The organism is Nocardioides sp. (assembly GCF_035576065.1).
Classification (GTDB): Bacteria; Actinomycetota; Actinomycetes; order Propionibacteriales; family Nocardioidaceae; genus Nocardioides.
On sequence record NZ_DATLWX010000041.1, the window covers coordinates 16,900 to 31,777 of the forward strand.

The window sequence follows — 14,878 nt, forward strand, 5'->3', positions numbered from 1 at the left end:
AGGCCCCGGGAGTCATCCCCCGGATCGCCCCCCATGAGGGGCAGGCCTGCGGGTCGCTGCATTTCCTGGGCGTCATCCGGACGTGCAGGAGTCCCCGCTTAACCGGGGACTCCTGCACCTCCCGGCCTTTGCAAAGGTCATGAAGTGCAGGACTTCGTCAGGAAGTTGCTCCGCGCTCCGTGCCGGGCAGGCTCAGCGCAGCCAGACGGCCGTGTCGGGGGGAAGCTCGCCCGACACCGGTCCGCTCGCGATCACGACCTTGCCCGCAGGCAGCGGGACGGAGGTGGAGCCGGCGTTGAGGACGACGGTGACGTCACCGCGGACGAAGGCGAGGACACCGTCGCCGAGGGCAGGCGGGGACAGCATCTCCACGTCGGCTCCGAGCCCCGCCAGCACCGACCGGCGAGCGGTCAGAGCGGCGCGATAGAACTCGAGCGTCGAGCCCGCCCGACCCTCCTGGGTCGCCGCGGTGAGCTCCGCCCAGTCGAGAGGTTGGGGGAGCCAGGGCTGTCCGGCGCCCGGTCCGAAGGCGTACGGCGGTTCGGTGCCGTCCCAGGGCAGGGGCACCCGGCAGCCGTCGCGACCCACCTCGCCGGTGCGGAACCACGACGGGTCCTGCCGGTCAGGGGCAGGAACGTCTGCCTGCTCCAGGCCGAGCTCCTCGCCCTGGTAGATGTAGGAGGCGCCGGGCAGCGCCAGCATCGCCAAGGTCGCCGCGCGGGCGCGGGCGAGCCCGACCGCCCCACCGCCATATCGGGTCGGGTGGCGGACGACGTCGTGGTTGGACAGGACCCAGGTGGGCGCGGACCCGACGGGTTGGACAGCCGCCAAGGTGTCGGTGATCACGTCTGCGAACGCGGCTGCCGACCATTCGGCGAGCAACCACGCGAAGTTGAAGGCCTGGTCGAGCTCGTCCGGTCGCACAAAGGCAGCCATGGACGACGGCGTCTGGGTCCAGGCCTCGGCGACGGCCATCCGGTCGGCGCCGTACTCGTCCAGGATCTTGGCCCAGCGCCGGTAGACGTCGTGCACCTCGGGCTGGTCCCACATCGGCTCGTCCTGGAGGTCCCGGCTGACCATCGAGTGGTCGGCGTTGACCTGGCCGGAGGTGGGAGCGGAACCCCCCTCCAGCGCCTGGTCTCGCAGCGACTCCTCCTTGAAGAGGCCGTGCGCCACGTCCACCCGAAAACCGTCCACACCACGGTCGAGCCAGAAGCGCAGGATCCCTTCGAAGAGGTCGCCGACCTCGGGGTTGCGCCAGTCGAAGTCGGGCTGGGTGCTGTCGAAGAGGTGGAGGTACCACTGGTCGGTGTCGCCCACGCGGGTCCAGGCAGGACCACCGAAGACTGATGCCCAGTTGTTGGGTGGCAACGCGCCACCGTCGCGGCCGGTGCGAAAAAGGAAGCGTGCGCGCTCGGGCGAGCCCGGTGCCGCGCCAAGAGCCGCCTTGAACCACGGGTGTTCCGACGACGAGTGGTTGGGCACCAGGTCGACGATCACCCGCAGCCCGAGCTCGTGGGCGCGCGCGACCAGCGCGTCGGCGGCGGCCAGGTCCCCGAAGAGCGGGTCGACGTCGCAGTAGTCGGCCACGTCGTAGCCGTGGTCGTGCTGCGGGGAGGTGTAGAAGGGCGTGATCCACAGGGCGTCGACACCGAGCGCCTGCAGATGCGGCAGCCGCGCGGTGATGCCGGCCAGGTCCCCCACGCCGTCGCCGTCGGAGTCGGCGAAGGAGCGGACGTAGACCTGGTAGATGACCGCATCGCGCCACCAGTGCTCGTCAGCGTTTGGAACGTTCATATCGACCATGCGCTGCATCCTTTCCCAACGAGGCCGGGGGGTGTCAAGACGGGAGCCTCACCCGGGCGAGACGCCGCCGAAGGCAGCGGGGTCCACCGCGATCCAGACGTGCTCCGCACTCGCGACGAGCTGTCCCTCGGAGCCGTAGAGACTGGCTGCGGTGAACGTCTTGCGGCCCTCGCCGCCGCGACGCACGCCGACCACGACATGCTCCTCGCCGATCACCGGCAGGGTCGTGATCCGGGTCGTCATCCGTCCGAGCACCATCAGGCGCTCGGTGAGGTCTCCTGCCCAGCCACCGACGCAGTCGAGCGCGGCCCAGGTGGCGGCCACCGAGGCCCGGGCAGACGCGTCGACGTAGGTGTGCCAGTCCTCGGACAGGCTCGGGTCCGGGCGCCACGTCGCCGCCACCCCGCCGCTGACTGGACCGGGGAAGATGCGAAGCCCGTCCCCCTCATCGCGGGCGGTGCCGCAGGAGAAGCACGTGGGGAAGGGGTGGAACCTGTGTCCGGGGTACGCCGCCTCGGCGCCCCTCGCCTCGTCGACGGGCACCGGGTCGACGTCGGTCAGCGCGACCTCGACCCGCCGAGCGGTCGCGACCGCGGTTCCGTCCAGCACGGCGGTCGTGGTGCCCTCGTCCTCGACAACCTGCAGCGCGGTGTCGAGCGGCGGTGGCTGTCGCAGGGAGACCTCCACTGGCGGCCATCCGTCGACCCGGTTGGCGGGAGACGCGTGCGTCAGATGGGTGGCCAGGGCCCCCGCGGTCCAACCGCCGTTGGCCGAGTCGGGGGGCCCGCAGAAGCGCCGGGGTATGAGGAGCTGGTCAGAGATCTGGGTCACGCTTCGTCACTGTGCCGCACCCGCAGAGCGCATGCCAGTGTGCGGACGCCGAGGCCGCCCGGGCCATGGGTAAGAATGGCCGCGTGAGCGACCTGATCGACACCACCGAGATGTACCTCCGCACGATCTACGAGCTCGTCGAGGAGGACATCGTCCCGTTGCGAGCGCGGATCGCCGAACGGCTGCACCAGAGCGGACCGACGGTCTCGCAGACAGTGGCGCGGATGGAGCGCGACGGCCTCGTGACCGTCGAGGGGGATCGCCACCTCCAGCTGACCGACGAGGGGCTGCGCCTGGCCACCCGCGTCATGCGCAAGCACCGGCTCGCGGAGAGGCTGTTGACCGACGTCATCGGCCTCGACTGGGAGCTCGTCCACGCCGAGGCCTGCCGCTGGGAGCACGTGATGTCCGAGACGGTCGAACGTCGCCTGGTCGAGCTGTTGGGACACCCCACCGAGTCGCCGTACGGCAATCCCATCCCTGGCCTCGACGAGCTGGGCGAGGTCGAGCTGGGCGAGGGATTCATGGAGGGCGTGGAGCCGTTGTCGGCCGTCGCCGGGCCGGAGGAGTCGCGCGTGCACGTCCGGCGCATCTCGGAGGAGATGCAGAAGGACGCCGAGCTGATGAGCGCCCTGCGACGCGTCGGGGCCCTGCCGGACAAGACGATCACCGTGGCCGCGACCGCCGAAGGCATCCTGATCGGGTCGGGCGGCGAGACCGCCGAGGTCTTCGCGGACGCCGCGGATCACATCTTCGTGCGCCGCCTCTGATCCAGGTCGACCAGGAACTCGGTGGTCCCGACCTCAAGCTTGTAGGTCGCCAGCTCGTCGCCCCGGGTCGTGCCCCGGTTGACGATCACCACCGCAGTGCCGGCCTTGGCCGCCCGCTTCACGAAGCGCAGGCCGCTCATCACCGTGAGCGAGGAGCCGGCGACCAGCAGCGCGCCGTCGGTGCCGAGGGCATCGACGGCTTCGTAGCAGCGCGCGACCCGGTCGGCCGGGACGTTCTCGCCGAAGAACACGACGTCAGGCTTGAGCACGCCGCCGCAGTCGCAATGAGCCACGACGAAGTCCGCGGTCGCGTCCAGGTCGACGTCACCGTCCGGGCGCATGGCTGCCTGCCCGTGCCGGGACATCCAGTCGCTGTTGAGCTCGTCGAGCCGGGTCTGCAACGCCGCGCGTGAGGTCGTACGCCGACAGGCGAGACACACGACGTCGGCGACCCGACCGTGGAGCGCGACGATGCGTCGCGAGCCGGTCGCCTCGTGGAGCCCGTCGACGTTCTGGGTGATGAGGAGAGCTGGGTCCAGCCGTGCCAGCGCCCGGTGACCCTCGTTGGGCGTGGCTGATCCCATCCGGGCCCAGCCGAGGTGGCTGCGTGCCCAGTAGCGCTGCTGCGCTGCCGGCCCGGCGAGGAACTCCTGGAAGGTCATCACGCCCGGGGGGCGAGCCCCCCGGGATCCCCCCGAACTGCGAGGAGCACCGGGACCGCGGTAGTCGGGGATCCCCGAGTCGGTCGAGACGCCGGCGCCGGTGAGGACGACGAGGTCGCGTCCGGCCAGGAAGTCGAGGACCTCCGTCACGTGCCGTAGCGCAGCTCCGCGCGGGCTCGCGCCTTGGCGGCCTCGACGTCGCGGTCCTTGGGCGGAGCCGTGGTCACGAGGTCCTCGAGGAGGTGTTGGGTGATGTGCGCGATCTCGCGCACCGCCTGGTTGAAGGCGGCCTCGTTGGCCTGCGACGGCTTGGTGGTGCCAGCGACCTTGCGGACGTACTGCAGGGCTGCAGCCGTCACCTCGTCAGGCGTCGCCGGCGGCTCGAAGTTGTTGAGGGGACGGATGTTGCGGCACATGGCGCCAGCGTAATCCGGGACTCGCGGGTCCGGGAGTGCTCAGGGCTGCCCAGGACTGCTCAGGACTGCTCAGGACTCAGGGCTCGCCGACGCCCACGCCGAGGCGGTAGACCAGGTGACCGCCGAGGTAGGCACCCGCGCCGGCCATGACCGCGCCGCCCACAGCGAGTCGCCGGGCGGCCTTCTTGTCGCCGCGGCGGCGCTTGAGCCAGGCCGCGGTGAACAGACCCAGCGTCACGTCCATCACGAGTGCGTGGACCACGGCCACCCGGGTCTCCCGTCCCGACGTCGTGGCGAGGTCGTGGGCGCCGGCGATCGCTGTCGGCAGCGCCGCCAGGCAGCCGGTGAGGAGCAGGGTGTCGACAGCCGCTGCGTGCTTCTCCGACCCGATGAGGTCGAGCAGGACGGCCATCGACCACGCGCCGATGGGCGCCTGGGCCGAGATCGGGTGGACGCGGTGGCCGAGCCAGTCGCCGTTGAAGAAGGCGTGGACCGCGGGCGGATCGACCAGCTTGTCGTGGGCGCTGGCCCTGAGCTTGTCCGCGATCGCGTCGAGGGCTTCTGCGTCCTCGATGCGCCGTGCGATGGACTCGGGCAGGCTGACTCTGTCTCGAGACTTCAACATGCTTCGCAGTCGACCACGGATGAGCCACGCCGGACAGACCCTCAAGGGGGTTTCTGCTCAGGCGCCGGCGAGGTCGAAGAACGACACGCCGTCACCGGTGACCAGCACGACCCGCCCGTCCGCCAGCGGCACGAGCCGGACCTGCGCGACCTCGTCGCCGTACTCCACCTCGACCATGCGGTTGGACAACGCGCCCCCATCGAGGGAGAGCACCGAGACCCAGCCGGTGCGGCCACGCCAGCCCTGGGACACGACGGTCAGGGCTGTCCGCTGGTCGGGCAGCCAGGTGAACTGCCGCGGGTCGAGGCCGGCTCCGGCCGTCGAGTGCTTGGGGTACTTCACGACGTCGAGCTGCCGAGGCTCCGTCAGGTCGGTGACGTCGAAGAGGGCGGCCTGGGCTCCTCGGGTCATGCCGGTGTTGCTGGCGTCCTGCCCGACCCCGATCAGCCGCATCTCTCCCAACGGGTGGAGGTATTCGCTGAACCCCGGGATCTTCAGCTCACCCATCAGTCGCGGCTCGGTCGCGTCGGTGAGGTCGATGGCGTAGAGCGGATCGGTCTGCCGGAAGGTCACCACGATGGCCAGGGTGTCGAACCACCGCACCGACTTGATCTCCTCGTTGACGCCGAGCTTGTCGACGCGGCCGACCTCGGTGAGGGTCGCGTCCTTCTCCTGCATCGTGACGACCGAGTTGAAGTTGCCGGTCTCGTTGGTCGGGCCGAGCGCCACCCGCAGCGCGCCGCCGGCGTAGTCCATGGACCAGCGGTCCCGGATCTGCCCCTCCACGGTGCCGGAGGCGACGTACGTCGTGGCGGTGCCGTCGAGCGCGAAGGCGAAGAGCTCGGTGCTGCCGTCGTAGCCACTCGTGAAGCAACGGTTGTCGATGCAGTCGATCAGCGGGCTGGTGCCGCCCCACCAGCCGGACTGTGAGGCGCCGGCAGCGAGGTAGAAGCGGTCGGGCGAGAAGTAGGACGTGACGGCCGGCGTGGCCACCGCCGTGCTCACCGGCTCGACGACTGAGGCCTCGAAGGTGACCACGGTGGTGGTGCCCAGGTCGGTGTCCATCGTCGGCAGCGCGACATCGGCGCAGTCGACGGTGACCTCGCCGTCGCTCGTCGGCAACCAGTCGGCCAGGGTCGTCTGGCGCACCTGGTCCTTGTTGTGCTCCTCGGCCTCCTTCTCGGTGTGCTTGCCGTAGGGCTGCTGGAAGTCGAGCTCGGGCAGTCCGTTGTCCAGGACGACGCGCACCACATCGCCGTGCAGTCGAGCGGCGCTGATGGTGGCGGTGTAGTCGAACTGCTCGACAACCTCCGGTGTCCCGGGCTGGCTCACGTCCAGGACCACGATGCGGGCGCCGGTGGGCTCGTATTCGTTGCCGAGGTCGCCCAGGACGACGACCCGGTCTCCCGACACCAGGATCTCGCCGTTCCTGATGTCCGGCAGCTGGAGCGACGAGAGCTGCTGGGGCTCGTCGCCGGCGATGTCGTAGGTGATCAGGACGTTGTCCTGGATCCGGAAGAGCGTGCTGCCCGCGACCTTGACGACGTCAGGCTCGTCGACGCCGACCTCCTGCACGTTCGTCCCGGTCTCGTTGTTGGTCGAGCGGACCGTGGTGGGGGCAGTGGCCCGGGAGGTGGAGAGCTCGGCGCTGCCCGCCGCGTCATTGAGGACGTCGCCCTCCTCGGAGAACATGACGATCGGCCCCCCGCCGCCCCAGCCGTAGGCCGAGACGAGGTCGAGTCCGCGGTCGACGTACGACGCGAGAAGCGAGTCGCAGTCGTCGGCGAGCCTCAGGGACGCGTTGGCCAGCTCGAAGGCGCTGGGCGATGGACCCGGCGGTGTCGCAGATCGGTTGCCGTCGTCGCGGCCGAGAGCGAAGCCCACCCCCACCCCTGCTGAGACGGCGAGGGCCACGGTGGTGGCGGAGACGATGACGCTGCGGATTCTCACCTCCATGGGACGCCGCCCCTCGCCGGGCGGTTCCCGACCTGTGAGGATGGCGGGCATGGCTGAACGCGACTTCGACATCGTCCTGCTGGGCGCCACCGGGTTCACCGGGCAGCTCACCGCCGACTACCTCGCCCGGAACGCGCCGCCCGGTCTGCGCTGGGCGCTGGCCGGCCGCAACCAGAAGAAGCTTGCGGCGGTGCGCGATCACCTCGGGCTGCCCGACCTCGAGCTGCTCCAGGCGGACGCCGGCGATCCCGCGTCACTCTCCGACGTCGCGAAGCGCACCCGGGTCGTGATCACGACGGTCGGCCCCTACCTGCAGTACGGCGCCGCGCTGGTCGGCGCCTGCGCCGAGGCCGGCACCGACTACGTCGACCTCACCGGCGAGCCGGAGTTCGTCGACCAGATGTATCTCCAGCACCACGAGACCGGCGTCCGCACGGGCGCGCGCCTCGTGCACGCTTGCGGTTTCGACTCCGTCCCGCACGACCTCGGTGCGCTCTACACGGTCGACCAGCTGCCCCGCGACGTGCCGATCACGCTGCGGGGAGTCGTCCGCTCCGGCGGGATGGCCTCGGGCGGCACGATCCACTCCGCGCTCGGCCAGTTCTCCCGCGCCCGGCAGATGAAGACCGCCTACGCCGCCCGCCGTCGCGCCGAGCGCAAGCCGGCTGACGGTCGCTCGTCCCGCGCGGTCTCGGGGAAGCCGCACCGCGACCCCGTCCTGGGCTACTGGCTGCTCCCGCTGCCGACCATCGACCCGATCATCGTGGCGAGGAGCGGGGCCGCCCTGGCGTCATACGGCCCGACGTTCCGCTACTCGCACTACGCCGGCACGAAGACCCTCCGGTACGCCGCAGGCGGCGTCGCCCTGGTCACGACGCTCGCTGCTGCGTCGCAGGTCAAGCCCGTCCGCAACTTCCTGCTCGGCAAGGTCGCGGCAGGCGACGGCCCGGACGAGGCGAAGCGCGACAAGTCGTGGTTCACCGTCGACTTCATCGGTGAGGGCGGCGGCAGGACCGTGCGCACCCGCGTCAGCGGTGGGGACCCGGGCTACACGGAGACCTCGATGATGCTCGCCGAGGCAGCGCTTTGCCTGGCCTTCGACGACAACCCGCAGACGGCCGGGCAGGTCACGACCGCCCAGGCCATGGGCGAGAACCTCCTCGCCCGCGTCCAGGCCGGGGGCCTGCGCTTCGAGACGCTGGACGGCTGACGGGTCCTTCGGTGGTGCCCCAGGCAAGAGTCGAACTTGCGACCTTTCGCTTAGGAGGCGGCTGCTCTATCCACTGAGCTACTGGGGCGGGCCGTGCGGAGGTTCGGTCGAACTTCCGTGGGCGGGGTCATTTTGTCAGCATGCCGGGGCGGTGGCGAACCTGGCCCCTCCATCTAGTGGTCCTGAGCGACGACGAGTCGCCACGTCGCACCGTCGTCGACGGACTCGTACACGCCGGTGGCGGTGGCGGCATGCCACCGGCCAGCGATGGCGTCGACCGCTTCGGCGAATCCGTCGAGAGAGCCGACCTGACGCCACTGAGCGGTGGTGGGGTCGTCGGTCACCATGACTGCTCCGTCCGGGGCCACGCCGACGAGCGGCCCGTCGGACTGCCAGTCCATGCCGGTCAACGTGGGCGCACCGGAGACCTCCACCGGCTCACCCTGGTCGGTCGAGGAGATGAGGACACCTCGGTCGGTGGTGGCGTAGACGGTTGCCGGGTCGTCGGGGTTGGCGGCAAGGTCGTAGATCGGCAGGGTGGCGATGGTGTCCCAGTCGGCTCGGTTCGTGGTGGTGATGAGGGCGCCGGTGTGGGAGTCGTAGGCGTAGATGCGGTCGCCGACGGGTTCGATGGCGTGCAGGTCTGCGTCGCCGAGCAGCGAGACGGCATCCCAGGTTTCTGCGCCGTCGGTGGACTCGATGAGCCCGAGGCTGGAGGGGAGGTCTTCTTCGTTCAGGTCGGGGTGCCCGGAGCCGAGGAAGTGTCCCGGTCCGACGACTGCGAACCCCATCGTGTCTTGCCACCGGTCTGCCACTCGTTCGCGTTCACCGTCGGCGGTGACCCGAAAGACCCCGTAGTGGGAGGCGACGTAGAGGGTGTTGTCGCCCGGGTCCACACCGAGGCCGTGCACGTGTCCCAGCGCAGTCGCCTCCGCTGAGCTCGGTGTTCCTGGTGGTGAGGGGCTGTCGGTCCCGCCGCACCCGGACAGCGCGGCCGCCAGGGCAGCAGCGACGAGCAAGTACGTGGACCCCACGGGACGCAGGCGGGTGCTGAGGGGCGTGGACACGGTGACTCCTTCAGGCCGGTTGCCCTGGGTGCTGCCGCGCGCACGTGCGGGCGGCAGCACTCCGGGACTGCGGTGGTTGGCTGGCCCAGTGGTCAGGCTGGGACGACGGACTGGTTGCGGCTCAGGAGCCACTTGACCGCCGGGTAGCCGGTCAGCAGACCGACGAGGACACCCAGCTGCATGAGGAACCAGAAGGTGCTCTCAGTGACCGCCGGCATCGCGTTGTTGAAGTGCAGCAGGAGCATCCAGCCGACCATGCCGATGTCGAACGCCACAACGGTGATGACGGCGGCACCAATCGCGGCCCCCACCGACAGCCTGTGGGCGTGCCCGGGGCGGGGTTCGCTGCTGGCGACCCGTTCGTAGACCGCCACCATGATGACGACGAGCACCGCGATGAGGATGATCATGGGCCACATCGCCAGACCGGCGATGGTCCAGCCGACGGCGACCACGAACGGCACCGCGACGAGGTGCGCGACAGCGGACGCGCCGCCGCCGGGAAGCAAGGCAACCGCCGTGTCGGCGGGCTTGCCGGTGGATTCACCAGCAGGGGCCGAACTAGTGCTGGTGCGTCCTCGGCTCAGGTAGAAGGCGATGGCGAACGGGCCGAGGTACAGCCCGGAGGCAATCCACACGAGTTCGTTGGCGACGCTGGTGTGGCGGCGACGACCCAGGTAGATGTCGGCGGCGATGAAGGCGGCGCTCAGGACCGAGAGCGTCAGAAAGGTCCAGGCAACTGGGGTGAGCCAGGCCGGGACGGCGGATTCCATAGTCATGTCCATCGGGGGGGTTCCTTTGTGCGAGAAGGGGTGGGGGTCTGTGACCGGCGCCCAGGAGCGCTGATCGGCTGCGTGGCTTGCCAGACGCACGCAGCAATGGGTCGGCTCAGAAAGGACACTCTGAGCGGACTGTCAGACCCTCAACACACACAAGGAGGACAGGGACGGCACAGTCCAAGGTGTGGGGTCACGCCGTCGTCGGCGGACGTGGAGCAGAGGACCGACACGGGCAAGCAGACTCAGGAACGTGTCGCGGCGCGTGGCCATGAACAGCGTCAACAAGGCCGTGACTGCCAGCCCAGCGGCGACGGTGCAGTCGCCGCTGATGTCGGTGACGCAAGCGCTTTCGCACATCGACGCCATCGTCGGACCGCCATCACCGCCCATCTCCATGGGCATCGCGGCGAGTGGGGCGCCGATCGCTCCGACAGTCGCCTCGCCCATGCCGGGCATGCCGGTCATCGGGGTGGTCGATGCTGCGACCCCGAGGACTGCGCACATCAGGGCTATCGCCAGCGCGACCCCGGCGCACAGGGAGCGCGCCGAAGCGCTGGCAATCCTGGTGGCGACGGAGGTGGACACGAGGGAATCGTATCCGAGGCCTAGTTGAATCTTCAGAGAGCTGTCAGTTGCCGAACGAGAGCCTGGACGCGCGCGTCGACCTCATCGACGATGCGTCGAACGGTGTCGAGGTCCTGGCCCTTGGGGTCGTCGAGCTCCCAGTCCTCGTAGCGCTTCCCGGGGAAGTAGGGGCACTGTTCGCCGCACCCCATGGTGATGACCACGTCGGAGGTCTCGACCGTCTCGGGTGTCAGGAGCTTCGGTGCTTCACCAGCAACGGACAGGCCGCGTTCCTCCAGGACGGCGACGACCTGGGGGTTGAGCGAGTCGCCTGGTTCTGACCCCGCGGAGCGCACGTCGATCGCTCCTTGGGCATGGTGCTCGGTGAGGACCTTGGCGGCGAGGCTGCGGCCCCCGTTGTGAACACACGCGTACAGGACGACGGGCTTAGCCATGGGTGCGGTCCTTCTCGGTGGGGTTGAGGTCTGCGACGTCGGCAGCCACGTCGCGGGCGTGGGGATACAGGGCCAGCACCGCGCCGACCGCCAGGGCGCCGCCGATGAGCTGCATGGCGACGAAGGCGAGGACGGAGGTCGGGTCGATGCCCGCGAACGTGTCGGTGAGGGTGCGGGCGATGGTGACGGCGGGATTGGCGAACGACGTCGACGAGGTGAACCAGTAGGCGGCGGCGATGTAGCCGCCGACGGCGAAGGGCACCAAGGCGTCGCGGCCGGAGCGGACCACACCGAAGATGACGACCAGCAGGCCGAAGGTGGCGACGACCTCAGCGAGCCACAGGCCACCGCCGGACCGTTCCTTGGTGGAGATGGTGACGGCGTCGAGCTCGAACATGAGGTTCGCCAGCACGCTGCCCAGACAGGCGCCGGTGACCTGCGCCGTGATGAAGATGGCGGCTTCGCTGTTGGTGACCGCACCGAGGGCTCGTTCCGCCAGGGTGACGACGGGGTTGAACGCAGCCGAGACCGGCCCGAGGGCGAGGATGAGCGCGACCAGGACCGCCCCGGTCGCGATGCTGTTCTCCAGCAGCTGGAGTCCGACATCGTCAGGCGAGAGTGTCTGGGCGGCGATGCCGGACCCGACCACGGTGGCGACGAGCAGGGCGCTGCCGAGGAACTCTGCGAATGCTTTGCGCCACACGGTGTATCGATCGCCGCTGCCAGGGGTGTCCACGGGCGGAATGTAGTGGATGGGGGTGTCCGCACGGTGTCGGGCGCCGCAACAGTCGGCGTCTGTCCAGACCGTCCGCACCCTCAGGTCGAGTGACTGCCTGGCTGGCTGGCTGCCGAGTCGTCGCCGAGCTCGGCCGCGATCGAGACGATCAGCCCGCCCAGCATGAACGCGGTGATCGCAGCCACCAGGGTCGCGGTGGCCAACGTCGGGATGAACCGCCGCAGCCCCGTCGCAGCTGCTGCCCCGTGATAGCCGTGGGTCAGCGCGTGGCCCTTCCCCCTCTGCAGCAGGTAGCGGTTGACGGGGTAGGCAGCGAAGAAGGCGGCGGTGAGGGCGATCATCATGCTGATCCAGAAGACGGGGTTGACCAGCCCGGCGTCCATCGCGCCCGGGATGAGGGCCATCACGGAGTTGTCGACGATCTCCATGGTCGCGATGGACAGCGTGTCGGCGGCGAAGACCACCGCAAGCGCGGACCCGAGACCGAGACCGGCCTTCAGGAGCGGCAGCGTGGAGAGGGCATAGCCGAAGAGGAACGCCAGACCGACGGCCAGCGCGATGGTCCATCCGGTGCTCAAGCCGATGGCCGTGCCGATCATCAGTCCGAGGATCTCGCCGATGGCGCAGCCGGTCAGGCAGTGCAGGGTGGCGCTCAGGGCCATCGAACGCGAGTCGTTCATGTGTGGCTGGTGCTGGTGCTGGTGCTGGTGCTGGTGCGTGGTGCTGGACATGGGTCCCTCCGGTGACGAGTGGGCGCTTCCATTGGCACAAGCATACCCCTGGGGGGTATATTCCCACCTACGAAGTAATCTCGAAAAGGGAAGGGAGCACCACATGCCCCGCAAGACGTTCACCCGTGCCTTGGGCGCGACCACGCTGGCGATGACGCTGGCCCTCAGCGCGGTTGCCTGCGGCAACGACGACACCTCGGAGGGTCGTGCCGAGGTCTCGGCCACCGAGCACAACGACGCCGACGTCGAGTTCGCCTCGGACATGCTCCAGCACCACGCCCAGGCCCTGTCGATGGTCGACCTCACCCTGGAGCGTCCGCTCGACCCGGAGGTCCAGGGGCTGGCCGAGCAGATCCGGGCCGCCCAGGCGCCGGAGATCGAGACGTTCACCGACTGGCTCACCGACTGGGACGAGGAGATCCCCGAAACCATGCGCGACCACGCCAACGCGGGTCACGACATGGACGAGATGGACGAGTCGGAGGACGGTATGGACCACGGCGACATGCCCGGCATGATGACCGCCGACGACATGCAAGCCCTCGAGGACGCCTCCGACGACGAGTTCCAGACCATGTGGCTGGAGATGATGGTCGAACACCATGAAGGCGCAGTCGAAATGGCTGAAGCTGAGCAGTCCGAAGGTCAGTACAAAGCGGCGGTCGAGCTCGCCGACGACATCATCGAGTCACAGAGCGCCGAGATCGAGACGATGGAGGAGCTGCTCGGTTAGCGAGCTGGGCGGGGGCGCGGGAGCGGACCGAAGTCGCGGTTGCAGGCGGTGCCGGAACAGTCGGCCAGCACACGGTAGCGGCGCTCGAGCTCGCGGCGTACGGCGCGATAGCGCTCATCGGACAGCAGGTTTGCCAGCTCGTGGGGATCCTGGCGGCGGTCGTAGAGGAACCCGGCCGTGGGCCCGTTGTTGATGCGCCGCGCGTAGGAGTAGCGCTGTGTCAGCACGCCGCGGTAGGCCCAGCCGGGGAAGCGGGCGCTCGGGTCCTTCGCGCCGGTCTGGATCAGCATCGTGTCGCGGAGGCCGACCGCCTCCGGGTCGCGCAGGGTCGGGACGAAGTGCTCGCCGTCGATGGTCATGGTCGGCGTCAGCGACATCAGCTGCGCGAGCGTCGCGGTGAGGTCGATGAGCGACACGGTCCGGGCGGAGCGGGTGCCGGCCGGGATGCCGGGGCCACGGATCACCAGCGGCACGTCGAGGATCTCGTCGGAGAGGCGGTCCTTGCCGGTGAAGCGGTGCTCGCCGAGCGCGTAGCCGTTGTCTGAGGTGAGGACGATGTAGGTCTCCTCCAGCTCGCCCGCGCGCTCGAGGGCGGCAACCGTGTGCGCCACGGCCTCGTCGACGGAGAGCAGCGAGCGGATGCGGGCGAGGTTCAGCCTCTTCAGCGGGCGTGGCGCGAGCTTCGGTCGGCCGCTGACGATCGACTCCTTGTCGCGCATGTCGGCCTCATTGAAGGCGGGGTCCTTGAAGGCCCTGGGCGTGATCCCCTTCAGCGCATGGGCGTACGCCGCCTCGGCCGGTGGGAGGCGTCCACCCCGGTCGCCGTCACCGTCTCCCTTGGCCGACTCGGGGAACCAGATGTGCGGCGCGACGTGGTTGGCGAAGATCATGAACGGGCGACGACCGGCCCACGTGTCGATGTCGGCGACGGTCCGTTCGTCGAGTCGCGTGGTGACGTAGTCGTCGTTGAAGGAGTCGCCGTCGAAGAACGTGAAGTTCTCGAAATCGGTCGCGGGCTCCAGCAGGATGTCGAAGTTCGTCCAGCCCGGGTCCGCCGGCGCGTCGGCGTCGAAGTGGTTGAGGTGCTTGCCGTGGATCGCCGTCGCATAGCCGGCGTCCTCGGCCCAGGTGGCGATGGTCGACGACGGGTCGAACGACTCCCAGCCGCCGTACGCGCCGGAGTTGTGGTGCACGCCGTTGTTCTGTGCGTACTGCCCCGAGAGGAGCGCGGCCCGGGCCGGACAGCACAGCGGATGCGGTGACTGCGCCTCGGTGAACGTCATGCCCCGCTTCATCAGCAGGTTGCGCACGTGGGGGAGGTAGCCGAGGTCGTCCTTGCGCATGTCGTCGGTCAGGAACACCACGACGTTGGGCGCGTCGGGTGCCGGCAGCCGGGTCGTCTCCGAGGTCCGGACGACCGTGCTGGGTGTCGCGGCGGGCTCCACGCTGACCGCCTGCGCTCCCACCACGGCAAGCACGACGAGACCGACGAGCGCGGTCACGGTCAGGCGCAGGGTGTGGGGCACGGAGCAGGACC

At 69.6% G+C, this 14,878-nt stretch carries 16 protein-coding genes and 1 tRNA gene; 3 read left to right on the forward strand and 14 right to left on the reverse strand.

Going from position 1 to position 14,878, the window contains the following annotated elements; translation table 11 throughout:
- Positions 1–192 precede the first annotated feature (192 nt).
- Complete coding sequence (locus VNJ48_RS17705) at positions 193–1,806, reverse strand: alpha-amylase family glycosyl hydrolase (RefSeq protein ID WP_325604514.1); 1,614 nt, start codon at positions 1,804–1,806, stop codon at positions 193–195.
- A gap of 48 nt (positions 1,807–1,854) precedes the next feature.
- The gene (locus VNJ48_RS17710) at positions 1,855–2,637 is read right to left on the reverse strand and encodes a hypothetical protein (RefSeq protein WP_325604517.1); all 783 of its coding nucleotides are present in this window, start codon (positions 2,635–2,637) and stop codon (positions 1,855–1,857) included.
- Between the two features lie 83 nt (positions 2,638–2,720).
- Between VNJ48_RS17710 and VNJ48_RS17715 the strand changes: the two genes are divergently transcribed.
- On the forward strand, positions 2,721–3,407 hold the full coding sequence (locus tag VNJ48_RS17715; protein WP_325604519.1) for a metal-dependent transcriptional regulator: 687 nt from the start codon (positions 2,721–2,723) through the stop codon (positions 3,405–3,407).
- Here VNJ48_RS17715 and VNJ48_RS17720 read toward each other — a convergent pair.
- The 4 genes from VNJ48_RS17720 to VNJ48_RS17735 form a co-directional block, all read right to left on the reverse strand.
- Entirely contained in the window at positions 3,383–4,219 is an 837-nt protein-coding gene (locus VNJ48_RS17720; RefSeq protein ID WP_325604521.1) for a Sir2 family NAD-dependent protein deacetylase, read from the reverse strand. The two genes, VNJ48_RS17715 and VNJ48_RS17720, sit on opposite strands and share 25 nt — an antisense overlap.
- Positions 4,216–4,485 (reverse strand): DUF2277 domain-containing protein, encoded by a 270-nt coding sequence (locus tag VNJ48_RS17725; protein ID WP_325604523.1) that lies wholly within the window; start codon positions 4,483–4,485, stop codon positions 4,216–4,218. The genes VNJ48_RS17720 and VNJ48_RS17725 overlap by 4 nt, the downstream gene beginning before the upstream one ends.
- Before the next feature lie 76 nt (positions 4,486–4,561).
- Entirely contained in the window at positions 4,562–5,110 is a 549-nt protein-coding gene (locus VNJ48_RS17730) for a DUF2231 domain-containing protein (RefSeq protein ID WP_325604525.1), read from the reverse strand.
- Positions 5,111–5,167: 57 nt separating this feature from the next.
- Positions 5,168–7,117: a beta-propeller domain-containing protein gene (locus tag VNJ48_RS17735; protein ID WP_325604527.1), complete on the reverse strand. Its 1,950-nt coding sequence runs from the start codon at positions 7,115–7,117 to the stop codon at positions 5,168–5,170.
- Between VNJ48_RS17735 and VNJ48_RS17740 the strand changes: the two genes are divergently transcribed.
- Positions 7,116–8,276, forward strand: a complete 1,161-nt coding sequence (locus VNJ48_RS17740; protein ID WP_325604529.1) for a saccharopine dehydrogenase family protein — start codon at positions 7,116–7,118, stop codon at positions 8,274–8,276. The genes VNJ48_RS17735 and VNJ48_RS17740 overlap by 2 nt on opposite strands.
- Positions 8,277–8,288: 12 nt before the next feature.
- On the opposite strand, the gene VNJ48_RS17745 is transcribed toward VNJ48_RS17740, so the two are convergent.
- The 7 genes from VNJ48_RS17745 to VNJ48_RS17775 form a co-directional block, all read right to left on the reverse strand.
- Positions 8,289–8,364, reverse strand: a tRNA-Arg gene (locus tag VNJ48_RS17745).
- 85 nt (positions 8,365–8,449) lie between these two features.
- Positions 8,450–9,343, reverse strand: a complete 894-nt coding sequence (locus VNJ48_RS17750; RefSeq protein ID WP_325604531.1) for a F510_1955 family glycosylhydrolase — start codon at positions 9,341–9,343, stop codon at positions 8,450–8,452.
- A gap of 92 nt (positions 9,344–9,435) precedes the next feature.
- The gene (locus VNJ48_RS17755; protein ID WP_325604533.1) at positions 9,436–10,122 is read right to left on the reverse strand and encodes a DUF4396 domain-containing protein; all 687 of its coding nucleotides are present in this window, start codon (positions 10,120–10,122) and stop codon (positions 9,436–9,438) included.
- A 135-nt stretch (positions 10,123–10,257) separates the two neighbouring features.
- Positions 10,258–10,707, reverse strand: a complete 450-nt coding sequence (locus tag VNJ48_RS17760) for a hypothetical protein (RefSeq protein WP_325604535.1) — start codon at positions 10,705–10,707, stop codon at positions 10,258–10,260.
- A gap of 32 nt (positions 10,708–10,739) precedes the next feature.
- Complete coding sequence (locus VNJ48_RS17765) at positions 10,740–11,141, reverse strand: hypothetical protein (protein ID WP_325604537.1); 402 nt, start codon at positions 11,139–11,141, stop codon at positions 10,740–10,742.
- A complete protein-coding gene (locus VNJ48_RS17770; protein WP_325604539.1) occupies positions 11,134–11,877 on the reverse strand; it encodes an MIP/aquaporin family protein in 744 nt (247 codons plus the stop codon). Before VNJ48_RS17770 ends, VNJ48_RS17765 begins: the two co-directional genes overlap by 8 nt.
- An 80-nt stretch (positions 11,878–11,957) precedes the next feature.
- The gene (locus VNJ48_RS17775) at positions 11,958–12,608 is read right to left on the reverse strand and encodes a DUF4396 domain-containing protein (protein ID WP_325604541.1); all 651 of its coding nucleotides are present in this window, start codon (positions 12,606–12,608) and stop codon (positions 11,958–11,960) included.
- A 103-nt stretch (positions 12,609–12,711) separates the two neighbouring features.
- Here VNJ48_RS17775 and VNJ48_RS17780 point away from each other — a divergent pair, with 103 nt between their 5' ends.
- Positions 12,712–13,341 carry a DUF305 domain-containing protein gene (locus tag VNJ48_RS17780; protein WP_325604543.1) on the forward strand — a complete coding sequence of 210 codons (630 nt, stop codon included), beginning with the start codon at positions 12,712–12,714 and terminating at the stop codon, positions 13,339–13,341.
- Here the strand turns inward: VNJ48_RS17780 and VNJ48_RS17785 are convergent.
- A complete protein-coding gene (locus VNJ48_RS17785; protein ID WP_325604544.1) occupies positions 13,338–14,867 on the reverse strand; it encodes a sulfatase-like hydrolase/transferase in 1,530 nt (509 codons plus the stop codon). The two genes, VNJ48_RS17780 and VNJ48_RS17785, sit on opposite strands and share 4 nt — an antisense overlap.
- Positions 14,868–14,878 lie beyond the last annotated feature (11 nt).